This is a genomic window from Streptomyces scopuliridis (assembly GCF_042790125.1).
GTDB lineage: Bacteria > Actinomycetota > Actinomycetes > Streptomycetales > Streptomycetaceae > Streptomyces > Streptomyces scopuliridis_A.
Map to the genome: position 1 here is coordinate 86,375 of NZ_JBHTZS010000025.1, position 25,010 is coordinate 111,384.

Below are 25,010 nucleotides of genomic sequence, written 5' to 3' on the forward strand. Positions count from 1 at the left end.
CAGAAACGGGCGAGAATGTCGCGGAAGGACATTCCGTACGACCAACAGGCAACCGCGCGATGAACGAGGCGAATTGACGCCTGTTTTCCCGCTTTGTACTGGCATATTCGAGCTTCATGCCGACCACGAAGCACTTACGCGGCCTGACCACCGCGTCCGCCCCGCCGGCCAGGTCCGCCCGGCCAGCCCTCGCCGCCGCGCTGATCACCCTGGTCTCCGTCTGCGCCGGTGACGCCGTGGCCAGCGTCTTCCCGTTCGGGCCGCGGAACCGCAGCGTCAGCGACCTCGGAAATCAGTTCGTACCGTTCCACGCCCAGCTGTGGGACCTGCTGCACGGGCGGGCCGAGGGCGGCCTTCTGCTCAACTGGCGGTCGGGGTACGGCACCGCCTTCCTGCCCGATCTCGGTACGTATCTGACCAGCCCGTTCGCCCTGCTGGTCGGGCTCTTCCCCCGGGACCGGATCGATCTCGCGGTCTATGTGATCACCCTGCTCAAGATGGCCGCCGCCGGGGCGGCCATGACGGTGCTGCTGCTCCAGCTGGCCCGGGACGCCCGTCACGCTCCCCGGTGGGCGGCGGCCGTGCTCGGCGCCGGGTACGCGCTCTGCGGCTGGTCCGTCGCCGAGGCGGCGTACAACCCCATGTGGCTGGACGGCCTCATCGCCTTCCCGCTCCTGTGTCTGGTCGGCGAGTGGGCCCGGACGGCGCGGCGGCCGGTGCTCGGTCCGCTGGTCGTCGCGCTCGCCTGGACCGCCAACTTCTACACCGCCTACATGGCCACCCTCGGGGCCGCGCTGGTGCTCTGTCTGCGACTGCTGCTGGACGGGGAGCGGACCGTACGCGAACGCCTCCTCGGCCTGGCGCGGGCCACCGGCACGGTGCTGCTCGGCATCGGGCTGGCCGCTCCCGTCCTCGTCCCCGTCTTCCTCGGCACCCGGCACGCGTCGCCCGGCTGGACGAAGGAGTTCGTGCCCGTCCCCTGGACACAGCTGTTCGCGCGGATGCTCCCGGCGACGTACACCTTCTTCACCCCCGCGCTGTTCCTGGGCGCGTGCGTGCTGCTGCCCGCCGCCGCCCTGCTCGCGCACCGCCCGGTGCCGTGGCGCGTACGGGCCGGCTGGGCGGCGCTGGTGGTGGCGGTGGCGCTGTCGTTGCAGTGGGGGCCGACGAGTCTGGCGTGGCACGCGTTCGCGATCCCCAACGGCAGCACATACCGCCAGACGTTCATACTCTCCGGGATCCTCGTCCTCGCCGCCTGGACCGCTCTCAGCCACGGCTGGCCGGGCCGTCGCGCCCTGCTCGCCGGTACGGGCGTGCTCGCGGCGGTCGCGCTCGCCGCGTCGGCCGGCGCCGTCCCCGACCCGCGGGCGCTGGCGCTCTTCGGCGGCGGGGTGGCCGCGGCGGCGGCCGGTCTGGCGCTGGCGCGCCACCGCGGGTACGCCGTGCTGGCCGCGCTGCTGCTGGTGGGCAGCCTGACCGGGCAGGCGGCGGCCACCACCGCCTACGCGGACCGCAAGCGGCTGCACGCGCTGGACGACTACCCGGTCTGGGGCGCGGACCAGAGCGCCAGGGCGGCGGCGATCGCGCGGGCGGACGACTGGCCGCGCTACCGCACGGATCCCGGGCGTGAGCGGATCACCGGCAACGATCCGCTGCTGCTCGGCGGCGAGGGCGGCGCGTACTACAGCAGCCATACGCCCGCCGTACTGACCAGCACGCTGGCCGCGCTCGGGGGCGGCTGGACATCCGGCGGCCGGGTGGTGGAGAGCCTGGACAATCCGGTCACGGACGCGATCTTCGCGGTGGGCGCGCGGCTGCGTACCGAGCCGGGGCACGCGCCGGTGCTCGTGCGGGCGCCGGCGCCGCCGCTGGTGACCGTACGGCCGGAGGCGCGGGCCGTACCGGGGGCACGGGCCGTTGCGGAGGCGCGGGCCGTACCGGGGACGCCGGCCGTACCGGGGGGCGTCCGGTACGGGCGTTCGCCCTTCCGTAACCAGGAACTCCTGCTCGGCGCCCGGGTCTACAGCCGCGTCCTCACCTCCCCCCGGACCGCCGCCGTATGCCCGGCCGGCACCGAGGTCTTCCTCTTCGCGCCCGGCTACTACGGCACGGCCCGGCTGGGCGACGGCCCGCCCGTCGCGCTGACCGGCAGGCTGCCCAAGCGCAGGGCGGCGATGGTCTCGCTCGGCACGGCGGAGAGCGCGGGTATCCCGGTGACCTTCGACGGCGCACGCCCGCGCGAGTGGAGCGTGGGCTGTCTGGACCACACGCGGCTGTCGGCGGCGGTGGACCGGCTCACCGACACGGGCGCCGTCTCGGTGACGGTGACGGACAGCGGTGTACGGGCCGAGGTCCCCGCAGGCAGCGGGGGTGTGGCGGTGCTCGCGGCGCCCCGTATCGCGGGCTGGAGCTGTGACGGCAGGCCCGCCGCCTCCTACCTCGGGCTGGTCGCGGCGCCGCTGAACGGCTCGCACACCACGGTGAACTGCTCGTTCCGGCCGCCGGGGCTGCGCTCGGGCGTGGCGATGGCGGCGGCGGCCGTGTTCGTGCTGGTCACCGTGGCTTTCCGCACCGCCGTGCGTCGTCGCGCCATGTCCGCGTCGCCCCCGCGACATCAACCCTTCACCTATTGAGCATGGAGGTGTGGCCCGCCGGGGCCGTGCCGGAGCGTAGTTTCCGCGCATGTCTTCTCTTTTGAGCAACCGGCTGGCGAAGAGGATCCTGCGACCTGCCGCCGGACTGGTAGACCGGCGCATCAAGCACTCGCCCCTGCACAAAGATCTCGACGCCCTGAAGCGTGAGGTCGCGGACCTGCGCGCTCAGCAGTACGCGTTCGGCCTGCTGTTCGACCGGACGGGGCGCAGCGGCCACCGGGTGCCCACACCCGCTCAGATCGACACGCTCGTCAGGCAGATAGCCGAGGTCACCGGGGAGGACGGCGGGTACGCCCGGCGCAACGTCACCGTCGCGTACCGCAATGTGATCGCGCTGGAGGCGCTGGCCGTGGGCCGGCTGGCCGGCTCCACCTCGAACGTGTGCGGCAAGCTCGCCACCGTCCCGCTGCTCTCCCCGCCGAACGGCGACGTCCTGGAGATCGGCACGCTCTACGGCCTGTTCTCGGCCACGATGATGCGCATGCTGCACCGGGCCGGTACGGAGGCGCGGCTCACGATCGTCGACCCGCTGGTGGGCAGCCAGCTCCAGCCCGGCGCCAAGCAGTCCGCCGAGCCGACGGGCACACCGGTGCGGATGGACGTCGTACGCGCCAACCTCGCGCTGGGCGGCCGGTCCGGCGAGGAGGCCCGCATCCAGCAGGGCTTCTCCGGGGACCCCGAGGTGCGGGCCGCGGTCTCCGACCGTGAGTACGGCGTGATCGTGGTGGACGGTGACCACTCCGCGGAGGGCGTGCGCGCCGACCTGGAGTGGGTCGAGGAGATCGTGGCGCCCGGCGGGATCGTCGTCCTCGACGACTACGGCGACGGCCACTGGCCGGGCGTCCAGGAGGCCACGGACAAGCACCTGGCGAGCGGCACGTCGCGGCTGGAGATGCTGGGCCGTGTCTCGACGTCGGCGTTCCTGCGGGCGCGGCCGGCGTAGTCCTGGCCGCAGGCCCGCCTGCCCGGGAACGGCCGGGCAGGCGGCCGACGGTCCTCGACGGACCGTTGCGCCGCTGCCCGGTGGCGCTTCATCGGCCGATGACGGGCGACACCCCCGCTGTCGCCGCCGTCGGCGCCGTCAGCGCCTCAGCCGCCGCACTGCTGAAGCATCGCCCGCTTGTCCGCCGTGGTCACCGGCATCTCGTACTTGAGCGCGACCTGACCGAAGCGGACCGCGTACGAGCAGCGGATCGCCTTGTCCGGCGGGAGCCAGGTCGCCGGACCCGAGTCGCGCTTGGCCGAGTTGGCGCGGCCCTCCACCGGCAGCAGGTTCAGCACGTCGTTCGCCAGCTGCCGGCGCTTCTTCTCGGACCAGCGGGCGGAGCCGAGCTGCCAGCTGTACGACAGCGGCACGACATGGTCTATCTGCACCTCGCCCGCGCGCTGCTTGCTCCACTCGATGGTCGTGCCGGTGTAGGGGTCGTGCAGCGTCATCGAGATGACCACGCAGTCGGATCCGGAGCGGAAACGCAGCTCCTGGCCGTCGCGCTGGAGGAGATCGTTCCGGGTGTCGCACCCGTTCCGCGCCAGCGGCACCCCGTCCGCCGTGTCCATCCAGGCGTAGCCGAACTCATCCCGGTCATAACCGGTCTTGGGCCCCCGCCCGGCGGTGCGTACGCGCTCGATGAGCTGTCGCGCGCTCTCCCGGTCGGCCTCGGAAGTGATCGCCGCGAGCCCCGGCTTCGTCCCGTCAGGATTCCCGAGCGGCCCGGCCCCGTGCCCGCCACCGCCGCCCCCACTCGACGCCGAAGCCGAAGCCGACGCCTCGGCATCCGCCCCCGGCTCCCCCGTACACCCCGTCAGCACCACCACGGACACCACGGGAAGGACAAGAGCCCTTCCCCCACGACACGTTCGCGCTATTCGTTCCCCAAGACTGCTCACCGCCGCACTCTACCGACCACACGCCGCGCCGAAACGCGGCGTACGCCGTGCCGCCGCCGGTTACGAGCCCAGGATCGTCGCCAGGAACTCGCCCGTCCACGCCAGCAGTTCGCGTCCCACCACCGGCTTGCCGCCGATCTTTCCGCTCGTCGGGCGCGGGACCAGGATCTGGTGCGCCGGGGCCTTGATGACCGTACGGGGATAGAGCCGCTTCAGGCGCAGCTCCTGCGACTCCCGCAGCTCCACCGGCGCGAACCGGATGTTCGCGCCCTGGAGCACGATCTCGCCCACCCCGCACGCCCGCGCCAGCATCCGCAGCCCCGCCACCAGCAGCAGGTTCTCCACCGGCTCCGGGAGCTTGCCGTAGCGGTCGGTCAGCTCCTCGCGGACCGCCGCGATGTCCTCCTCCGTATTGGCGGAGGCGATCGACCGGTACGCCTGGAGCCGCAGCCGCTCGCCCGGCGCGTACTCGTGCGGGACATGCGCGTCGACCGGCAGCTCGATCTTGACCTCGAGCGGCGGCGCCTCCTCCACCCCGCCCTCGATGGAGGCCCGGTAGTCGGCGACCGCCTCGCCCACCATCCGTACGTACAGATCGAAGCCGACGCCCGCGATATGCCCCGACTGCTCGCCGCCGAGCAGATTGCCCGCGCCGCGGATCTCCAGGTCCTTCATCGCGACATACATGCCCGCGCCCATCTCCGTGTGCTGCGCGATGGTCGCCAGGCGCTCGTGGGCGGTCTCGGTCAGCGGCTTCTCCGGCGGGTAGAGGAAGTACGCGTAGCCGCGGTCCCGGCCACGCCCCACCCGGCCCCGCAACTGGTGCAGTTGCGAGAGGCCGAAGTTGTCGCCGCGCTCCACGATCAGGGTGTTGGCGTTGGAGATGTCGATCCCGGACTCGACGATCGTCGTGGAGACCAGGACGTCGAACCTCTTCTCCCAGAAGTCGACCACGACCTGCTCCAGCGCGCTCTCGCCCATCTGGCCGTGCGCCGTCGCGATCCGCGCCTCGGGGACGATCTCGCGCAGCCGCGCCGCCGCCCGGTCGATCGACTCCACGCGGTTGTGGATGTAGAAGACCTGGCCCTCGCGCAGCAGTTCACGCCGGATGGCCGCGCCGATCTGCTTCTGCTCGTACGGGCCGACGAAGGTCAGCACCGGATGGCGCTCCTCCGGCGGCGTGGTGATCGTCGACATCTCGCGGATGCCGGTGACGGCCATTTCGAGCGTACGGGGGATGGGCGTCGCGGACATCGTGAGGACATCGACATTGGCGCGCAGCTTCTTCAGCTGCTCCTTGTGCTCCACACCGAACCGCTGCTCCTCGTCCACGATGACCAGCCCCAGGTCCTTGAACCTGGTCTCGGACGAGAACAGCCGGTGCGTACCGATGACGATGTCGACCGCGCCCTCCCGCAGGCCCTGGAGCGTCGCCTTCGCCTCCGTGTCCGACTGGAAGCGGGACAGCGCCTTCACGGCGACCGGGAACTGCCCGTACCGCTCGGAGAACGTGCCGAAGTGCTGCTGCACCAGCAGCGTCGTCGGCACGAGGACCGCGACCTGCTTGCCGTCCTGGACCGCCTTGAAGGCCGCCCGTACGGCGATCTCCGTCTTGCCGTAGCCGACGTCGCCGCAGATCAGCCGGTCCATCGGGACCGTCTTCTCCATGTCCTCCTTGACCTCGGCGATGGTGGAGAGCTGGTCGGGCGTCTCCACGTACGGGAAGGCGTCCTCCAGCTCGCGCTGCCAGGGGGTGTCGGGGCCGAAGGCATGGCCGGGGGCCGCCATCCGCGCCGAGTAGAGCTTGATCAGGTCGGCGGCGATCTCCTTGACCGCCTTCTTGGCGCGCGCCTTGGTCTTCGTCCAGTCCGCGCCGCCGAGGCGGTGCAGCGTCGGGGCCTCGCCGCCCACGTACTTGGTGACCTGTTCCAGCTGGTCGGTGGGGATGTAGAGGCGGTCACCGGGCTGGCCGCGCTTGGCCGGGGCGTACTCGACGAGCAGATACTCCCGCGTCGCGCCCTGCACCGTGCGCTGCACCATCTCGACATAGCGGCCGACGCCGTGCTGTTCGTGGACGATGTAGTCGCCCGTCTCCAGCGTCAGCGGGTCGATCGTCTTGCGGCGCTTGGCCGGCATCCGGGCGCCGTCCTTGCCCGCCGCCTTCTGGCCGGAGAGATCGGTCTCGGTGAGCACGGCGAGCTTGAGGTCCGGGTCGACGAAGCCGTAGTCGATCGAGCCGCAGGCGACATGGACGAGGGACGGGGCGATCTCCGCCAGACCGCCGGCGGTACGGGCCCCGGGGGTGTCGAGCCGGGCCGCGATGCCCTCGCCGCCGAGGACCTCGACCGTACGGGACGCCGTGCCGTGCCCCTCCGTGACGAAGACCGTACGCCAGCCGTCCGCCAGCCAGCCCTTGGTGTCGGCGAGCGCGCGTGCGGTGTCGCCGCGGTACGACTCGGGGGCGCGCATGCCCAGCGTGATGGCCTCGCCCGAGGCGTCCTCCAGCTCCTCGTCCACGGCGAACGGGGAGACCGACCACCACATCATGCCCAGCTCACGGGCGTGCTCCCGGACGTCCGCGATGCCCCGCAGCGAGGCCGCGCCGACATCGATCGGGGCCTGGCCGCCGTCGGCGCTCGCCGCCCAGGACGCCTGAAGGAACTCCTGGCTCGTCGCCACCAGGTCCGCCGCCCGGGTCCGTACCCGCTCCGGGTCGCAGACCAGCGCCATCGAACCGGCCGGCAGGACGTCCAGCAGCAGCTCCATGTCGTCGACGAGGACCGGGGCCAGGGACTCCATGCCCTCGACCGCGATCCCCTCCGCGATCTTGCCCAGCAGCTCGCCCAGCTCCGGATGGAGCTCGGCGAGCGCGGCGGCCCGCTCCCGGACCTGCGCGGTGAGCAGCAGCTCCCGGCAGGGCGGCGCCCACAGTCCGTGTTCGGCCACCTCCAGGGAGCGCTGGTCGGCCACCTTGAAGTAACGGATCTCCTCGACGTCGTCGCCCCAGAACTCCACCCGCAGGGGGTGCTCCTCGGTGGGCGGGAAGACATCCAGGATGCCGCCGCGCACGGCGAACTCGCCGCGCTTCTCGACCAGCTCGACCCGGGCGTACGCGGCGGCGGCCAGCGCTTCCGTGATCTCGTTCAGATCGGCGCTCTGGCCGCTGCGCAGCGCCACCGGCTCCAGCTCGCCGAGCCCCTTGACCTGCGGCTGGAGCACGGAGCGTACGGGCGCGACCACCACGCTGACCGGACCGGCCGTGGGGTCGTCCTTCGCCGGGTGCGCGAGCCGGCGCAGGACGGCGAGCCTGCGGCCCACGGTGTCGGAGCGGGGCGAGAGCCGCTCGTGCGGCAGGGTCTCCCACGACGGGTACTCGACGACGGTGTCCGGGTCCAGCAGCGAGCGCAGGGCCGCCGCCAGATCCTCGGCCTCCCGCCCGGTGGCGGTCACGGCCAGCACCGGCCGCCCGGCTTCCCGCGCCAGCGCGGCCACCGCGAAGGGCCGCGCCGCGGGCGGTCCGACGAGGTCGATGTGCGGGCGGTGACCATCGGTGGCGGCCTTCACCGCTTCGGCGAGCGCCGGGTCACGTACGACGGCGTCCAGCAGACCGTGCAGGCTCATGAAGGGGGGTTCCATCCAGGTCGGGCGGGCTGTGAGTGCGGGCAACGCAAGGGACCCGACACGTCTCACGGGCCGGGGGTTCTCCAGCGTACGACGCCGGTGTGACAGCCGGGACCGGAAGCCGGCCGGAGCCGGGGCCGGTGACGCGAACCAGGAATGATCGAACCCGGACGTTCATTGAAGGAAGCACGGGACGCGGGCCGTGACCGGCGCGACGTCCGACGCCGGATTCCGACGATGGGATGGACAGCCATGCCTCTTGAGGGTGAGTACGAGCCCAGCTCGCTGCCGATGGCACGCGAGCAGGTCGAGGTCTACGAGAGCTCTGGTGGTACGAAGGGGACGACGCTGCAGGGCATGCCCGTCATCGTCCTGACCACCCGGGGCGCGAAGAGCGGCAAGATCCGCAAGAGCCCGCTGATGCGCGTGGAGCACGAGGGCGTCTACGCGGCGGTCGCCTCACTGGGTGGCGCCCCCAGGAACCCGGTCTGGTACCACAACATCACGGCCGACCCCCGGGTGGAGCTCCAGGACGGCCCCGTACGCCGGGACATGATCGCCCGCGAGGTCACCGGAGAGGAGAAGGCCGTGTGGTGGACCCGCGCGGTCGAGGCGTTCCCCCCGTACGCCGAGTACCAGACGAAGACGGACCGCGAGATCCCGCTCTTCGTCCTGGAGCCGTCGCCTGCTCCCCACTGACCCGGCGCCCCCTCCTGTGCCGGGCTGTAGGTGGATGGGGTCCGTGAACCAGTCCGGCGCTCGCGGGAACAGCTCGGCCGGCCGGAGCGGGGCTCCGGCCGGCACGGGCGTTCAGTTGTGGGGCCCTCAGTTGTGGGGCCTTCAGTTGAGGACGACGACGTCCGTGCGGATACGGAGCGGGCTGTTCCAGGCGATATTGATTTTGACCGTCACGATTCCGGAGCCGGGGGCGATCCCCGTCACCGTGACGGGCGCGGCGCCGATGAACCGGACGCCGTTGGCGTCGACTTCGGACGCCGTGACGACGACCGTCGAGTTCGGGTTGATGACGTTCCAGGTGATGGGGAAGTTGACCCAGCCGTTGTACGCGCCCCAGACGACCCAGCCTCGCCACAGGTCGGCGACATTGCCGCCGGTCACCGCGAGCCCGTCGGCCCGGGTCGCCACCTCTACGTTGGTCTCTGGTGCGTTGGTTGTGGACACAGCGGTCCCCTCTCTCATCGTGAGTGGGTCCGGGACGTCGATCGGGGCGTCCGACCGACCGAGGAGTCCCGTTGCTCTCAGTGTCCGAATGACTACAGGTTGCTACAACCCCTCGTAAGAGTGAACTCCCCCGACTCGCGCCTGTTCTGACGGGCGGCCACATCGGGCGGTGATAAAGACCTCCGGCCCCGGTGGACGTTGGAGGAACGCCCACCGAGGCCGGAGCCTCCACCGTACCGTTCTACTCGGTCGCGATCGCGTTGAGTACGTTCATCCGACCGGCCCGGAAGGCCGGGACCAGCGCGGCGAAGAGTCCGACGAAAGCCGAGGCCACGAAGACCGTCAGGATCGTCGGCCACGGTATCTCCAGGACGCCGAGACCCTCCAGGGCCAGCAGCTTCTGGGCCGAGGTGCCCCAGCCCATGCCGAGCCCGAGTCCGAGCAGGGCGCCGAAGAGGGCGATGACCACCGACTCCAGCCGGATCATGCGGCGCAGCTGGCGGCGGGAGAGACCGATCGCCCGCAGCAGACCGATCTCGCGGGTCCGCTCCACCACCGACAGCGCGAGGGTGTTCACCACTCCCAGCACCGCGACGACGATCGCGAGCGCCAGCAGACCGTAGACGATATTGAGGAGTTGGCCTATCTGGTCCTTCAAGTCCTGCTTGAAGTCGGTCTGGTTCTGCACCGTGTACTGCGGGTAGGCCGCGAGCGAGTCCTTGAGGGCGGCGTACGCCTCCTTCTCCTTGCCGTCCTCGGCCGCCGCGAACATGATCATGTTCTTGGGCATCCTGTCGGCCGGCACATACCGCTGGGCGGTCGTGATGTTGGTGTACATCGCGCCCTTGTCGACATTCGTGTCGTCCGAGGTGATCGCCGCGACCGTCAGCCCGGCGCTCCTGCCGCCCGGGAAGACGACCGACATCCGGTCACCTACCTTGACGCCGTGCTCCTTGGCGTAGGCGTCGCCCACCGACATCGCGTCCTTGCCGTACGCGGCGGACAGTTCACCCGCGACGGTCTCGCGGCGCAGGTCCTGGGCGTAGGTCGGGTCGGCGGCGACGATACCGTCGGACTCCGTCTTCCCGTCCGGGCCGGTCAGCTTGACGTCGATCCACTTGTACTCGGTGACATGCGCGATGTCCGGCGCCTTCTCCAGCGCCGCCTGGGCCTGCGGCATGATCGGCTGGCCGTTGTCGGACTGGACGATGAAGTCCGCGCCGACCGACTTGTCGAGCTCGTCCGTCGCGGAGGCGACCATCGAGGAGCCGACCACCGACAGACAGGCCACCAGCGCGAGCCCGATCATCAGCGCGGCGCCCGTCGCACCCGTACGCCGCGGATTGCGCAGCGCGTTGCGCTCGGCCATCCGGCCGACCGGGCCGAACATCCGCAGCACGACCGCGCTGAGCACCCGGACCAGACCGCCGGCGAGCAGCGGACCGATCACGACGAAGCCGACCAGCGTGCAGACCACGCCCACCGCGAGGAAGACCGAACCCTCACCGGCCTCGTCGGCGCGCGCCGCCATGAGGAGCGCGGCGCCGCCGGCCCCGGTGAGCACCAGACCGATGACCGCCCGGACCCAGCCGGCCCGGCCGTCGGCGGGGGTGCCCGCGTCACGCAGGGCCGCCATCGGGGAGATCTTCCCGGCCCGGCGGGCGGGAACGTACGCGGAGACGACGGTGACCACGACACCGAGCACCAGCCCGATCGCCGGAGTCGTCCACTTCACCGTCAGATCCTGGGTGGACAGCTCCATGCCCATGGCGGACATGAGCTTCATCAGACCGACGGCCAGCCCCACCCCGGCGGCGACACCGGCGACCGAGCCGAAGACCCCGAGCAGTACCGCCTCCAGCAGCACCGAGCGGTTGACCTGCTTACGGCTGGAGCCGAGGGCCCGCATCAGACCGATCTCGCGGGTCCGCTGCGCGACCAGCATCGAGAACGTGTTGACGATCAGGAAGATGCCGACGAGGAAGGCGATCCCGGCGAAGCCGAGCATCGCGTACTTCATCACGTCGAGGAAGGAGCCGACATCCGCGCGGTTCGCGTCCGCGGCCTCCTGCTGCGTCTGGAGCTTGTACGGACCGCCGCCGAGGGTGGCCGCCACCTCCCGCTTCAGCCGGCTGTCGCTGACGCCCTCGGCCGCGGTGACATTGACATGGGTGAACCGGCCGGTGTCCCCGAGCAGTTCACGCTGGGAGGTCGCCGTGTCGAAGAAGACGACCGTCGCACCGGGGTTGGTGACGGTGAACGTGGCGATACCGGAGATCTTCGCCCGGAAGTCACCCGTGACCGCGATGGTGCGCAGCTCGTCGCCGATCGCGAGATGGTGCTTCTCGGCGGTGTCGGCGTCGACCATCACCTCGGTGGGCCCGCGCGGCGCGTGCCCCGAGGTGATCTCCATCGAACGAAGGTCGTTACGGGTCCAGTTGCCGGCGATCGTCGGCGCGCCGCTGGTCGCGCCCACGTTCTTGTTGTCGGCGTTCACGACGGTCACGCTCATGCTGCTGACCGCGCCCTCGGCGGACTTCACCCCGTCCGCCGCCCGCACCGTCTCCACGACCGAGGCGGGCAGCGACTCGGGCTTGCCGGTCTGGGGCGTCTCTTCCCCGGCCTTGGCCGCCTTGGGGCTGACCGTGACATCCGAGGACGTCGCGGCGAAGAGCTTGTCGAACGTCGTGTTCATCGTGTCCGTGAACACCAGGGTGCCGCTGACGAACGCCACCGACAGCAGGACGGCGACGGCGGAGAGCGCCATCCGCCCCTTGTGCGCGAAGAAGTTGCGCATCGAGGTCCTGAAGACGGTCATGACGTACGCCCCCGGGCGTCGAAGTCCTTCATGCGGTCGAGTACGGCGTCGGCCGTCGGACGGAACATCTCGTCCACGATCCGGCCGTCCGCGAGGTACAGCACCCGGTCCGCGTACGACGCGGCGACCGGATCGTGCGTGACCATCACGATCGTCTGGCCCAGCTCGTCGACCGACCGGCGCAGGAAGCCCAGCACCTCGGCGCCCGCGCGCGAGTCCAGATTCCCGGTCGGCTCGTCACCGAAGATGATCTCGGGGCGGGCGGCGAGCGCCCTGGCCACCGCGACCCGCTGCTGCTGACCGCCCGACAGCTGGGTCGGCCGGTGCGAGAGCCTGTCGGCGAGACCCACCGTCTCCACGACCCGCCGCAGCCACTCACCGTCCGGCTTGCGGCCCGCGATGTCCATGGGCAGCGTGATGTTCTCCAGCGCGTTGAGCGTCGGCAGCAGGTTGAACGCCTGGAAGATGAAGCCGATCCGGTCCCGGCGCAGCTGGGTGAGGCGCTTGTCCTTCAGCTTCGTGATCTCGGTCTCGTCCAGATGGATCTCGCCCGAGGTCACCGTGTCCAGACCCGCGAGGCAGTGCATCAGCGTCGACTTGCCCGAGCCGGACGGGCCCATGATCGCGGTGAACTGCCCGCGGTCGATGTCCACATCGACATGATCGAGCGCCACGACCCGGGTCTCCCCCGCGCCGTACGCCTTGACGACCTGCCGCGCTCGCGCCGCGACGGCCGTACGCCCTCCAGTACCCCCGTGCCTGGGAATGGTCACAGCCGTTGTCACGGTACGTCTCCTATATCGCTCGATACACCGAGTGTTCGTCGGGTGGTGTGCTGAGTCTGCTGGTTCCGGGGGCCCCGGCGCGCTGGTGCGCAGCGCAGTCTTCACCTGGGGTTTTCCCCACCCCCCTGCTGCGGCGGGCCCCCTTCGCGGGCCCTCGCGGCGGTAGGACCAACGTAAAGAACCGGCCACCGTCTCCTCGTCCTCCGGCGGGACGAACGACCCCTGGCCAGAAGTAAGGAGGAGCCCCTAGGGGACTCCGCCCCCAGGTGGAGCGGAGGGCGGATGAACGGGTGTCGTGCGCGCCCTCCCCCGGGAGAGGCCCGGGTGAGAGGGTGTCCCCCGGGAGATACATGCATAGGGAAGGGATCTTGTGAGCGGCGCCGGCGGAAGTACCGAGGACTCCGGACGTACCGAAGCGATACCCGAGGCCCGGGCCGCGGCCCCGCCGTCCGGGCCGGGATCCGCGCCCCCGCCGTCACCGCCGACGGCCGCACCGCCCATGACCCCCGCACCGCCCGGCAAGAGCGGCCGGGCACGCGGTCGCGGCCCGGTCGTCGCCGCCCTGATGCTCGGCATGGCGCTCGCCGCGCTCGACGGCACCATCGTCTCCACGGCCGTCCCGCAGATCGTCGGCGACCTCGGCGGATTCGCCGTCTTCTCCTGGCTGTTCTCCGGCTATCTGCTCGCCGTGACGGTCACCCTGCCCGTGTACGGAAAGCTCTCCGACACCTTCGGCCGCAAGCCCGTCCTGATCGCGGGCATCATCCTCTTCCTCATCGGCTCACTGCTCTGCGCCACCGCCTGGAACATGGCCTCCCTGATCGCCTTCCGCGTCGTCCAGGGCCTGGGCGGCGGCGCGCTCCAGGGCACGGTCCAGGTCATCGCCGCCGACCTCTACCCCCTCAAGGAACGCCCGAAGATACAGGCCAAGCTGTCCACGGTCTGGGCCACTTCGTCCGTCGCCGGGCCCGCGCTCGGCGGGCTGCTCGCGGGGTACGCGGACTGGCGCTGGATCTTCCTGATCAATCTGCCGGTGGGCGCGGTCGCGCTCTGGCTGGTGGTCAGGTACCTGCACGAACCGAACCGGGCCGCCTCCACCGGGGGCACGGCCCCGGACCGGGCGCCGCGCCGCCGCGTCGACTGGGCGGGCGCGCTGGCCGTCTTCGCCACCGGAGCCCTGCTGCTCACCGCCCTCGTCCAGGGCGGTGTCGCCTGGCCCTGGATCTCCGTACCCTCGTTCGCCTTCCTCGGCGGCAGCGCGGTCCTCGCCGCCGTCACCGTCGTCATCGAACGCCGGGCCACGGACCCGATCATCCCGGGCTGGGTCTGGCGCCGACGCACCATCGCGGCCGTCAATCTCGCCCTCGGCGCGCTCGGCCTGCTGATGGTCGCGCCGACCGTCTTCCTGCCGACCTACGCCCAGTCCGTGCTGGGCCTCGGCCCGATAGCCGCCGGCTTCGTCCTCTCGGCCATGTCCCTGAGCTGGCCCATCAGCGCGGCGTTGTCCAGCCGCGTCTACAACCGCATCGGCTTCCGGCTGACCGCCATCACCGGGATCTCCCTCGCGATGCTGGTCCTGCTCGCCTTCCCCCTCCTGCCCTATCCCGGCCAGGCGTGGCAGCCCGCGCTGATCATGCTGCTGCTCGGCGCCGCCCTCGGGATCTTCCAACTGCCCCTGATCATCGGGGTCCAGTCGACCGTGGGCTGGTCGGAACGGGGTACGGCCACCGCGTCCATACTCTTCTGCCGCCAGGTCGGCCAGAGCGTGGGCGCGGCCCTCTTCGGGGCGGTGGCCAACGGCGTCCTGGCCGCCCGCCTCGCCAGCGCCCCCACCCCCGGACTCCCCGACGACCTCGACTCCGTCTCCCAAGCCCTGGAGAACCCGGCCACGCTCACCGCCGAGGCCGCGGACTATCTGCGCCGGGCGGTGGACAGCGCGGTGGAGTACGTGTACCTGGGCGCGGCGGGAGCGGCGGCCGTCTCCCTGCTGGTGCTCATCTTCGTGGCCCCGCGGCGGTTCCCCGTACTCAAGGATCCCGAGTAGCCGCTCACGGAACGCACGGAACTCACTGCACACTCACGGCACTCGTGGCGCTCACGGCACTCGTGGCGCTCATGGCACTCGTGGCGCTCATGGCACTCACGGATCGGAACCGGCCCCCGTCACCCCTCCGCCGGCAAGCGCCCCGTGAGCGCCGCCAGGGCGTTCCGTACGTGCGCCATGTGCGCCTGCGTTTCCTCGCACACCTCCGTGTGCTCCCGCAGCAGCCGCTCCGTCTCGCGAGCGATGCCCTCCGCGTCCGCGCGCGCCCGCGCCAGCAGCTCCTCGGCCCGCGCCGCCGCGTCCTCCTGGCCGTGGCGGGCCTGTTCGCCCGCCTCGGAGAAGGCGCGCTGCGCCGCCACCAGCTGGAGCTGGGCGTACGCCGCGAGTTCGTCCTGCTCGACCCGCGACGCGGCTTCCCGGTCGGCGAATTCGCGCTCCGCCGCCGCCAGTTCCTCGCCCTGCTTCTGCTCCTGCTCGTCGACCACCCGCCGCGTGCGCCGGCGCACCTCCTTGAGCGCGGCGAGCGACTCCGCCCGCAGCGCCGTGACCTCACGCCGCGCCTCGGCCCTCGTCGCCTCGGCCGCGCCCGTGGCGGCGCGCAGGACCTGCTCGGCGTACGCCTCCGCCTCCGCCCGTACGGCGTCGGCCCGCTGACGCGCCGACTCGCGCACCTCGGCGGCCGCTGTACGCGCCGCGTCGATGACCGCCTGGGCCTCCTCGCGCGCCTCCGTCCGTACCGTCTCGTCCTCCTGGTTCGCCAGGGCCAGGATCTGCTGGGCGCGACGGCCTAGCCTCTCGTACGTCTGCGGCGGCAGCGCGGCCACCCGCTCCCGGAGCAGCTGCGCCTCGCCCTCCATCTCCTTGGCGAGGACGGTGAGCCGCGCCACGCGTTCCCAGGCGTCGTCACGGTCCCGGAACAGCGCCGTGACCTCCCGCTCGACCTGCTCGGGGCGGTAGCCACGGCCACGTACGGGCACGAAGCCATGAGCCGACAACGGTGCGGCAACCATCCTTGAAGCCCCTCTCCGACACACGACACAGAACGCCATCCGGCACAATCCTGCTGGAGCGAGCCGAAGTGCCCATACCACGACACTCCGCCCAGTCATCCGGTCAAGGATGCGGTATCGACCCCGAAAGGCGGAAACGTGGAAAATCGCGGAAAATCGAACGGCCGGGGCGCCCCCGCAGATCGCGGTGGGCGCCCCGGCCGTCCGTCAGGGCAGTGCGTTCAGGGCGTCAGAGCAGTCCGTCCCACATCTGCTCCAGCAGCACCGACCACCAGTTCTCCGGCGACGACAGCGCCGCCGGGTCCAGCGCCGAGAGCTGCGCCTGGAAATCGACGGTCCAGCGGCCCGCCTGCTCCGGGGTGAGCCCGAACCGCAGCCGCCACATCCGGCCGAGCAGCGCCAGCGAGCGCGTGAACTCCGGCAGTCCGGTGTTCACGAACTGCGGAGGCACCGACTGTCCGCCCGGACCCGCCTCGACCGGTACGGCCATGATGTGCGCCGTACCGTACTGAACACACAGCGCCCGGCCGAAGTCCGTGCCCATCACCAGATACGAGCCGGCGTCCGCGGCCGCCTGCACCTGGCGCTGCGCGGCCAGTTCGGCCAGCGTCGGCACCACCGGCTGGGCGGGCTGCGCCCAGAAGAACGGCCCGAAGTCGGCCGGCAGCCCCGCCCACACCAGCGTGCGCGCCACGAGCTCCGGCACGCCCTGACGGGACACCGCCCGCTGGTCGAACCGGCAGATGCCCTGCGGACCGAACGCGCCCATCAGCTCCTGCGCGATCCCCTCGGGCGGGATCGGCGGCGCGGGCGGCAGCTGCGGCAGCGGAGCGCGCACCGGCGCGGGCCGGGCGGGACCGTCCGCGACCTGGTGCAGCTCACCCTGATGGGTCAGCAGATGCTGCATGCCCTGCTGCCTGCTGGCGTGGTCCTGGCCGTACGGGGCAACGCTGGTGATCCGTACCTGCGGCCAGGTCTCCCGGATCATCCGCGCGCAGTAACCGCCGGGCAGCTCACAGGACTCCAGCTCCGTGTGCAGTTCGAGCACCTGCTGCGGCGGCACGTTCATGGCGCGCAGCTCGTGCAGGATCTGCCACTCCGGATGCGGGGTACCGGGCGCGGAGCGGCGGATGAGCTGCGCCTCCGAACCGTCGGGCGCGCGGTACCGCAGCACGGCCTGGTAGCCGGGACCGACGGTCGGCAGACCGGACGGCTGCTGCGGATAGCCGTACGCCGGGGGCTGAGGGTGCTGGGGCGACGGCGGTACGGGACCACCGGGGCCGGGGCCCGCGGGTACGGGACCCCCCGGCGGCATGCCGGGAGGCGCCACCGGCGGACCGGGAGGGCTTGGCGGACCCGGCGGCGTTCCCGGAGCACCCGGCGGACCAGGCGGCTGCGGCGGCTGACCGCCCTGGCCCGCGTCCGCGAACATCGTCGCGGCATGATGCACCCCACCCGGAGGCGTACCGGGAACACCCGGCGCACCAGGAACCCCCGGCGGACCGGGCGGACCAGGCGGACCGGGAGGCTGCGGCGGCTGACCGCCCTGGCCCGCGTCCGCGAACATCGTGGCCGCGTGATGCACCCCACCCGGGGGCGTACCGGGAACCCCCGGCGGACCGGGCGCACCAGGAGGACCGGGAGGCTGCGGAGCACCGGGCGCACCCGGAGGACCGGGAGGCCGCGGCCCGTTGGAGCCGGAGCCGGAGCCGCCGAGGCTCGGAGCCAGCTGCGTCGGCAGATAGCCACCCGCCGGAACACCGGGCGTACCGGGCCCCGACGGCGGCGGAGTCGCACCCGGCGGACGCGCGCCGGGAACACCGGGCGCGCTCGGCGGCGGCGGAGTCGTCGCGCCACCACCACGCGCACCACGCGGCGGTACGGTCGCCTTGCTGGTCGCGGCATCGGCGATATCGGCGGCCCCCGTCCCCGCCGCGCCCTCGGACCCGGGCACCGCTCCCGGCGCCTGCCTCGGAGCCTGTCCCTCCAGTCCGGCGGTGACCGACGTACGCGGCAACTGGCTGCCGCCCGACATCAGCGCGGTCGGCGCCTCGGTGGCGACCACCGGCGGCGGCGTGTCCTCGTCGTCCGCCCCCGAGAGCGGCGGCGCGAAGACCGTCGCGGGCAGCGGTACGGAACCGTCCTCGGACGAGACGGACGCGCCGTTGGTGTCGGTCCCGGCCCAGGGCGTGGCCCCGGTCGGCGCGCCCGGCGTCGCGGCGGGCACGCCGTCGTTGGCGGTGGGCTCGTACGCACCGGACCAGGCGGAGCTGCCCTGCGAGGCGTTGCCACCCCCGAGCGACCCGCCCGTACCCGAACCGCCCGAACCGCCCGAACCGCCCGAGGCAGCAGGAGCGGCAGGAACGGGCGAAGACGCGGAAGCGGACGAAGACGCGGACGAATCCTCCGGCGTCCGCCGGTCCGGAATCCCCAGCTTGTCCGCCGCGTCCTGAAGCCACTCCGGCGGGGTCAACAGGAACGACGTCTGGTTCAGATCGATACGCTGCGGCGCCTCCGAAGCGGCCGGCGCCACCTTCGGCGCCCCGTACTCCTCCTCGTACCGGCGGATCACCTCACCCACCGGCAGCCCCGGCCACAGCGTCGCCTCACCGCTGTCGCGGGCGATCACCAGCCGCTGCCGGCCCCCGTCCGACGTCGGACCGCCCTCGCGGTCCTCCGCCCACACCACGAAGCCCAGCTCGAACTCCCGCACCCGCACCTCACGGTGCTGACAGCCGGGCAGATCCGCGTTGATCCACTCGTCCGCGCGCTCCTGCGCCTGCGCGAAGGTCACCATCGCGCTCACCCCTCCACCGGGACGGCGCGCGCGAAGCCGCCGTCCACCATCAGGTTCGCCACGGTCTCCAGCTCCGGCGGATTGCCCGCCAGCCGCAGCAGGAAGGCGTCGAAGTCATCACCGCAGGGCAGCAACAGCCGCTCCACCCGCTCCCCCACGCTCCAGCCGTCCTGGTCCCTGGCGTCGTCGTACGCGCAGAACCAGACGGAACCGACCCGGTCGCCCTTGACCTTGACCGCCAGAATGCCGCCCTGGACGAAGCCGACGGCCAGATAATCCTTGGTCAGATGGTCCCGCAGACACTTGTTCACGTACACCAGATCGTTGACCGCGGCCACGTCCCGCACGGTGAAGAACGGCTGGTCCACCAGCAGCCCCAGCTCCGCGTCGAGCGCCGCGCCCACCGGCGCGCAGCCGCCCGCCGCCTTCAGGAACGCGCGGTACGCACCCGGCAGCCGGTAACCGAGATCCTCCTCCACCCCCAGCAACTGCTGCTCGCTGACCGGCAACGAGCCCTTCGGCAGCCCGAAATGGGCCGGCCGGGTCTCCTGGAGAGGACGCGTCCCCCGCTTGCCGTGATCCACCCGCGTCGTCGCCAGACCACCGTGATGACGCAGCAGCGCCTTCACCTCGACCGGCACCAGCACCATCCGGCGCGAGGCCGGCAGATGGTGCCACGTCCAGCCGTGCGGTGTGGCCACCGACGGGATCGTGTCCCACAGTTCATGCCCCGCGGCGGCCAGCGCGGCATTGGCCGACACATAGTCCGTGAGCCGCAGCTCGTCCACGCCGAACCCCGCGGGGGGCTCGGCTATCTCCGCGGCGGCACGCGCGTACGGCGAGAAGTCCGGATAGCCGTGGTCATCCACCCGTACACCCCTGGGGTGACGGGAGGCCCGGACCGGATCCGGGAAATGCACGACCTGCCCGGCGTAGGCCGCGTTCGGTGGCGCGGCTTGCTGCCCGAGCCGACCTGTCGTCATGGCGGTTGCCCCCTGCTGCGCTTCCGGCTGGTTCCACAGCCCTGGTTGCAGGACAGCCTATGTGGTGGGGCAAGAGGGGATCCGACGCTCCTCCCCCGCCGTATCCCCGGCCGTTTCCCCCGCCGCGCCACCCCGTCCCCAAGCCCCTTCCCGCCCCCGTCCCTTACGCCGATCGGGCGTAGATCGGACGCGCTCCGACGGCACCGGCCGGCCCCGTAACGGGCGGTCACGCAGGCGTGACCCAGCGCCGACGCCACGCCACGATCCACGCCCCAGCTTCCCGGCAGCCCGCCGCATTTGGCAGGCTGTGCAGGCAAACAGGGGCGTGACAGCAGGAATACGGGGGCGTGAACGAGCGGCTGCCCGGCCGCCGGCACCGGGAGGGGACAGCACATGCACACCGCACCAACCGACGCGTCCGGGGACCCACGCCTCAGCTGGAGCAGCACCGAACCACACCGCCCACCGGTGCTCCACCGGCGCAGGGACGGCATCCTGCCCGCCGTCGCCGCCGCGCTCTCCGTACGCGGCCAGACCCTCACCTGCACCGCCGGCAAGGCCGACCAGCCACCCGTACTCCACCCCCTCGTACAGGACTTCCTCGACACCCTCACCAGCGGCCAGCGCGAACGGTTCACCGGCCGCTGCCCGGAGGCGATCCTGCTCTCCCGGCATCTGACCGCCGCCGAGGCGGGACGCTCCAAACGCGCCAGACGAAAACCCCTGTCCCACAGCGAGGCACGCCGCTCCCTCAAACACGCCAAGCTGACCGCCCGCCGCATCCGCGAGGACGGCGACCCGCTCCACGGCAGCTACGCCCCGCCCTGCCGCTCCTGTGCGCCGCTCCTCGCCCACTTCGGCGTACGGCCCGTCGACCCCACCGAGAACGGCTGAGCATGCGCGACCCGCACATCCCCCGCTTCCCCGTCCCCGTCGACGCCGCGCTGCGCGAAGCCGGCTGGCAGCCAGGACGCTGGGACATACGGCAGGCCGAGGAGTGGGCCGACGCCCTGCGCGCGCACACCACACCCGCCGGCCACCGGCACGCCGTCTTCCCCGCCGCCGTCGAGGCCTGGGCGGAATTCGGCGGACTGCGCGTCATCGCGCCCGGCCCCGGCCGGCAGATCGCCCCCGCCGTCGTACGGATCGACCCCATAGCGGGCATCCACCTCGCCCGTACGCTCGCCGACCTCGGCCGCTCCCTGGACACGGAGATCAGCCCGCTCGGCGAAGAGGGCGACGGACAGGCCCTCCTCGCGATCGACACCACCGGCCGCGTCTTCAGCATCGACCACACCGGCGACTGGTACCTGGGACCGAACCTCGACCAGGCACTCGGCACCCTGCTCACGGGCCTGGAACCGGCGCGCCTCACCTCGGGCTGAGACACGCCTCGCGGTCAGGAAGGGAACGACGCCGGGAACGGACGGCGTCAGGAACGGACGGCGTCAGGGACAGCGGACACCAGAGACAGCGGACGCCAGAGACAGAGGTCGTCAGGCCGCCCGGCGATGCGGCAGCACCGCCGACACGCGGAAACCCCCCGCGTCCGTCTCCCCCGACACGAACACCCCGCCCAGCGCCATCACCCGCTCCCGCATCCCCAGCAGGCCATTACCGCCGCTCGGCAGCCCCACATCCTGCGCGCCACCGTCCGAAGGCCCGTTCTCCACCTGCATCGCGACCTCCTCCTCGCGGTGCGCCAGCCGGACCATCACCTTCGCGCCCGCCGCGTGCTTCAGCACGTTCGTCAGCGCCTCCTGCACCACGCGGTACGCCGTCTGCTCCACCTCCGGCGCGTACGAACGGGACTCGCCCTGCACCGTCAGCTCCACGACCATCCCCGTGTCCCGGGACTCCCCGACCAGCGCCTCGATATCCCCCATACCCGGACCGTCCTCGGCGGCGGCAGCCGCGGCAGCCGCCGCCGCGGCGCCCACAGCCGCCAGCGGCACCGCCGCCGGCGCGCCCGCCGGCACCGCGTCCGACGCCTGGCGCGCCGCCACCTGCTCCCCGGCCCGCAGCACCCCGAGCATCTCCCGCAGCTCCGTGAGCGCCTGCCGCCCCATGTCACCCACCAGCGCGGCGTTCTTCACCGCCTTCTGCGGATCCTTCAACGCCACCGCCTGAAGCGCCGCCGCGTGCACCACCATCAGACTCACCCGGTGCGCCACGACGTCATGCATCTCCCGCGCGATCCGCGTCCGCTCCTCCGTACGCGCCCACTCCGCACGCTGCTCGGCCCGGTCCGCCAGCAACGACAGCTCCTGCTCCAGACTGTCCGCCCGCTCCCGCAGGCTCTCCATCAGCCGCCGCCGCGCCCCGACATAGAGCCCGAACAGCACCGGCGGCGCCGTCAGCCCCAGCGACATCAGCACCGCGACCAGGGGCACGTACCACCGGGCCGCGTCGAACCCCGTGTCGGCCACGACGTTCTGCTTCATCCGTACGTACGTGACGATCAGCGTGCCGACGAGCGACATCCCGGTCAGCGCGCCGATGATCCGGCGCGGCGTCTCCGAGGCGGCGAGCGTGTACAGCCCGACCAGCCCCATCAGATAGCCCATCTCCGCCGGCGTGATCGCGATCGAGACCAGCACCACGACGAAAGGCCACCGCCGCCGCACCAGCAGCACCACACCGGCCAGCAGCCCGAAGACCACCCCCACCGGCACGGGCAGCACGGCCATGTCCGCGAACCTGATCCCCTCAAGCCCGCACTCCAGAGCCGACACCAGCGCCAGCCCCACATCCAGTACGGCACTGCGCCGTCGTCCCCACCACCACCAGCCGCGAGCGTTCACGCCCGCAGCGTCCTGGTGTGCCCCCGTTGTGGTCATGTCTCCCAGCCTAAGGGCGCCCGCACCCCAATTTCCGGCGACCACCACAGCACGGACAGGGACGTGACACGCGGGGAAGACGCATCGATCCCTCGAACTGATGAATCGCCCGCCCATTCGAGCCGGACGTCCGCATTCCGGACGACGATCTCCGCATGACAGCGATCCACGGCAGATACGCCGACTTCGAGGAATTACGACAGCGGGCCGTCGCACTGCGCCGCCAGGGCCTCAGCCGCCGCCAGATACGCGACCGTCTCCACGTACACAACAACGACATCCTCAACCGCCTCCTGGAAGGCGAGCCACCCCCGGACTGGACGAAACGCCCGAACGCATGATCGGGGTTTTCCTGGCCCGGCTCGACCTCCTGGGCATCGACCGGGAGCGACTGCGGTACCAGTTGCAGATCCACGAGTCCGCCGATGTACCGGCCGCCGAGCGCTTCTGGGCGGACATCGCGGGCATCGACGTCGCGGCCCTCGGCAAGACGACGCTCAAGAGGCACAACCCGAAGACCGTCCGCAGGAATGTTGGCGACGACTACCGCGGATGCTTCGTCGTTCGCGTGTTGCAAAGCGCCGATATGTACCGTCGCATCGAGGGCTGGTGGTACGGCATAGTAGGGGCTGCGCTCGCGTCCGACCCACCAAATCGGACATAGACGGCAAACCATCCCGGGTCGTCTAAAGGCAGGACAAATGGTTTTGGTCCATTGAATGAGGGTTCGATTCCTTCCCCGGGAGCTGCGCAGTTCGGGTCCTGACCTCGCCGGTCAGGACCCGTCCTCGTTTCCGTCCCGATACCCCCCGGTATCCTGCGGTTGTCCATCACCCGAAGCCGAAGGGCATTCCCGTGAGCGCCAACCTTCCCCAAGTTCTCGGCTCCGCTCGAACGGGGGAGACCCCACTGGCCGCCGTCGTCGTTCTCGCAGCGGGTGAAGGAACCCGCATGAAGTCGAAGACCCCCAAGGTTCTGCACGAGGTCTGCGGGCGCTCGCTCGTCGGGCATGTCGTGTCCGCGGCCCGTGAGCTCGGACCCGAGCAGCTCGTCGTGGTCGTCGGGCACGCCCGCGAGCAGGTCGAGGGTCATCTTTTCGCCGCGTACACCGGCGTCCGTACCGCCTATCAGGCCGAGCAGCACGGGACCGGGCATGCCGTGCGGATCGCCCTCCAGGAGCTGGGGGACACGCCGCACGGGACCGTGATCGTCGCCTGTGGCGACACGCCGCTGCTCTCCGGCGAGACCCTCAACGCGCTGGCCGCGACGCATGCCGCCGACGGCAACGCGGTGACGGTGCTGACGGCCGAGGTCCCGGATTCGACCGGGTACGGGCGGATCGTCCGGGACGGGGCGAGTGGCGCGGTCACGGCGATCGTGGAGCACAAGGACGCCACCGACGCGCAGCGCGCGATCCGGGAGATCAACTCGGGTGTCTTCGCGTTCGACGGGCCGCTGCTGGCGGACGCGCTGGGGAAGGTGCGTACGGACAACAGCCAGGGCGAGGAGTACCTCACCGATGTGCTCGGCATCCTGCGGGAGGCGGGGCATCGTGTCGGCGCCTCGGTCGCCGTCGATCACCGCGAGATCCTGGGCATCAACAACCGCGTGCAGCTGGCGGAGGCGCGCCGGCTGCTGAACGCGCGGCTGCTGGAGCGGGCGATGCTGGCGGGGGTCACGGTGGTGGATCCGGCGTCGGTGTTCGTGGATGTGTCGGTCACGTTCGAGCAGGACGCGGTCGTGCATCCCGGTACGCAGCTGCTGGGCGCGACGCATCTGGGCGAGGGTGCCGAGGTGGGGCCGAATTCGCGGCTGAAGGACACGGTGGTGGGCGCGGGCGCGCGGGTGGACAACACGGTGGCGGACGGCGCGGAGGTCGGCGAGGCCGCCTCGGTGGGGCCGTACGCGTATCTGCGGCCGGGTACGCGGCTGGGTGTGCGGGCGAAGGCCGGTACGTACGTGGAGATGAAGAACGCGACGATCGGTGAGGGCACGAAGGTGCCGCATCTGTCGTATGTCGGGGATGCGACGATCGGCGAGTTCACGAACATCGGCGCCGCGAGCGTGTTCGTGAACTATGACGGCGAGGCGAAGCACCATACGACGGTCGGCTCACACTGCAAGACGGGTTCGGACAACATGTTTGTGGCGCCTGTCACGGTGGGGGACGGCGCGTATACGGCGGCGGGGTCGGTCATCACGAAGGACGTACCGCCCGGTTCGCTGGCCGTGGCCCGTGGCCAGCAAAGGAATATCGAGGGTTGGGTGGCCAGGAAGCGGCCGGGGAGCGCCTCCGCGCATGCGGCTCAGGCGGCCTTGACCACCTCGGCCGGCGACGAGAACGAAAGCTGACCGGAAAGAGATGCGCCATTCTCGGCGTAACGTGATA

Annotated in this window: 16 protein-coding genes, 1 tRNA gene and 1 pseudogene; 9 read left to right on the top strand and 9 right to left on the bottom strand. The window is 71.6% G+C overall.

Features of this window, described 5'->3' with window-relative positions; all coding sequences use genetic code 11:
* Positions 1–116: 116 nt before the first annotated feature.
* Together ACFRKB_RS29585 and ACFRKB_RS29590 are read left to right on the top strand one after the other, a co-directional pair.
* The gene (locus ACFRKB_RS29585) at positions 117–2,633 is read left to right on the top strand and encodes a YfhO family protein (RefSeq protein WP_383109621.1); all 2,517 of its coding nucleotides are present in this window, start codon (positions 117–119) and stop codon (positions 2,631–2,633) included.
* Between the two features lie 49 nt (positions 2,634–2,682).
* Positions 2,683–3,597: a class I SAM-dependent methyltransferase gene (locus ACFRKB_RS29590; protein WP_383109623.1), complete on the top strand. Its 915-nt coding sequence runs from the start codon at positions 2,683–2,685 to the stop codon at positions 3,595–3,597.
* 146 nt (positions 3,598–3,743) lie between these two features.
* On the opposite strand, the gene ACFRKB_RS29595 is transcribed toward ACFRKB_RS29590, so the two are convergent.
* Positions 3,744–4,478 (bottom strand): HNH endonuclease family protein, encoded by a 735-nt coding sequence (locus tag ACFRKB_RS29595; protein ID WP_383109624.1) that lies wholly within the window; start codon positions 4,476–4,478, stop codon positions 3,744–3,746.
* A gap of 123 nt (positions 4,479–4,601) precedes the next feature.
* The gene (gene mfd, locus ACFRKB_RS29600; protein ID WP_383109625.1) at positions 4,602–8,162 is read right to left on the bottom strand and encodes a transcription-repair coupling factor; all 3,561 of its coding nucleotides are present in this window, start codon (positions 8,160–8,162) and stop codon (positions 4,602–4,604) included.
* Positions 8,163–8,414: 252 nt separating this feature from the next.
* On the opposite strand from mfd, the gene ACFRKB_RS29605 reads away from it, so the two are divergent.
* On the top strand, positions 8,415–8,861 hold the full coding sequence (locus ACFRKB_RS29605) for a nitroreductase family deazaflavin-dependent oxidoreductase (protein WP_383109626.1): 447 nt from the start codon (positions 8,415–8,417) through the stop codon (positions 8,859–8,861).
* A 141-nt stretch (positions 8,862–9,002) separates the two neighbouring features.
* Here the strand turns inward: ACFRKB_RS29605 and ACFRKB_RS29610 are convergent, their stop codons facing one another.
* From ACFRKB_RS29610 to ACFRKB_RS29620, 3 genes are all read right to left on the bottom strand, one after another.
* The gene (locus ACFRKB_RS29610; protein WP_383109628.1) at positions 9,003–9,344 is read right to left on the bottom strand and encodes a hypothetical protein; all 342 of its coding nucleotides are present in this window, start codon (positions 9,342–9,344) and stop codon (positions 9,003–9,005) included.
* Between the two features lie 241 nt (positions 9,345–9,585).
* Positions 9,586–12,162, bottom strand: a complete 2,577-nt coding sequence (locus ACFRKB_RS29615; protein ID WP_383109629.1) for an ABC transporter permease — start codon at positions 12,160–12,162, stop codon at positions 9,586–9,588.
* Positions 12,159–12,947, bottom strand: coding sequence for an ABC transporter ATP-binding protein (locus ACFRKB_RS29620; RefSeq protein WP_365973822.1), 789 nt, complete (start codon positions 12,945–12,947; stop codon positions 12,159–12,161). The genes ACFRKB_RS29615 and ACFRKB_RS29620 overlap by 4 nt, the downstream gene beginning before the upstream one ends.
* 499 nt (positions 12,948–13,446) lie before the next feature.
* On the opposite strand from ACFRKB_RS29620, the gene ACFRKB_RS29625 reads away from it, so the two are divergent.
* A complete protein-coding gene (locus ACFRKB_RS29625; RefSeq protein WP_383109631.1) occupies positions 13,447–14,991 on the top strand; it encodes an MFS transporter in 1,545 nt (514 codons plus the stop codon).
* A 119-nt stretch (positions 14,992–15,110) separates the two neighbouring features.
* Here ACFRKB_RS29625 and ACFRKB_RS29630 read toward each other — a convergent pair whose 3' ends face one another.
* The 3 genes from ACFRKB_RS29630 to ACFRKB_RS29640 form a co-directional block, all read right to left on the bottom strand.
* Positions 15,111–16,001, bottom strand: coding sequence for a coiled-coil domain-containing protein (locus tag ACFRKB_RS29630; protein ID WP_383109632.1), 891 nt, complete (start codon positions 15,999–16,001; stop codon positions 15,111–15,113).
* 229 nt (positions 16,002–16,230) lie between these two features.
* The gene (locus ACFRKB_RS29635; RefSeq protein ID WP_383109653.1) at positions 16,231–18,798 is read right to left on the bottom strand and encodes an SUKH-4 family immunity protein; all 2,568 of its coding nucleotides are present in this window, start codon (positions 18,796–18,798) and stop codon (positions 16,231–16,233) included.
* A gap of 5 nt (positions 18,799–18,803) precedes the next feature.
* Positions 18,804–19,781 (bottom strand): SMI1/KNR4 family protein, encoded by a 978-nt coding sequence (locus tag ACFRKB_RS29640; protein ID WP_383109633.1) that lies wholly within the window; start codon positions 19,779–19,781, stop codon positions 18,804–18,806.
* Positions 19,782–20,174: 393 nt separating this feature from the next.
* Here ACFRKB_RS29640 and ACFRKB_RS29645 point away from each other — a divergent pair, with 393 nt between their 5' ends.
* Positions 20,175–20,675, top strand: a complete 501-nt coding sequence (locus ACFRKB_RS29645; RefSeq protein WP_365973817.1) for a YwqJ-related putative deaminase — start codon at positions 20,175–20,177, stop codon at positions 20,673–20,675.
* Between the two features lie 2 nt (positions 20,676–20,677).
* On the top strand, positions 20,678–21,166 hold the full coding sequence (locus ACFRKB_RS29650) for an SUKH-3 domain-containing protein (protein ID WP_383109634.1): 489 nt from the start codon (positions 20,678–20,680) through the stop codon (positions 21,164–21,166).
* Positions 21,167–21,277: 111 nt separating this feature from the next.
* Here the strand turns inward: ACFRKB_RS29650 and ACFRKB_RS29655 are convergent, their stop codons facing one another.
* Complete coding sequence (locus tag ACFRKB_RS29655) at positions 21,278–22,621, bottom strand: sensor histidine kinase (protein ID WP_383109636.1); 1,344 nt, start codon at positions 22,619–22,621, stop codon at positions 21,278–21,280.
* 155 nt (positions 22,622–22,776) lie between these two features.
* Between ACFRKB_RS29655 and ACFRKB_RS29660 the strand changes: the two are divergent.
* The 3 genes and pseudogenes from ACFRKB_RS29660 (at position 22,777) to glmU (ending at position 24,973) form a co-directional block, all read left to right on the top strand.
* Positions 22,777–23,285: pseudogene (locus tag ACFRKB_RS29660) on the top strand (hypothetical protein).
* Between the two features lie 11 nt (positions 23,286–23,296).
* A tRNA-Gln gene (locus tag ACFRKB_RS29665) sits at positions 23,297–23,367 on the top strand.
* A gap of 163 nt (positions 23,368–23,530) precedes the next feature.
* Positions 23,531–24,973 carry a bifunctional UDP-N-acetylglucosamine diphosphorylase/glucosamine-1-phosphate N-acetyltransferase GlmU gene (gene glmU / locus ACFRKB_RS29670; protein WP_383109654.1) on the top strand — a complete coding sequence of 481 codons (1,443 nt, stop codon included), beginning with the start codon at positions 23,531–23,533 and terminating at the stop codon, positions 24,971–24,973.
* Positions 24,974–25,010: the final 37 nt, after the last annotated feature.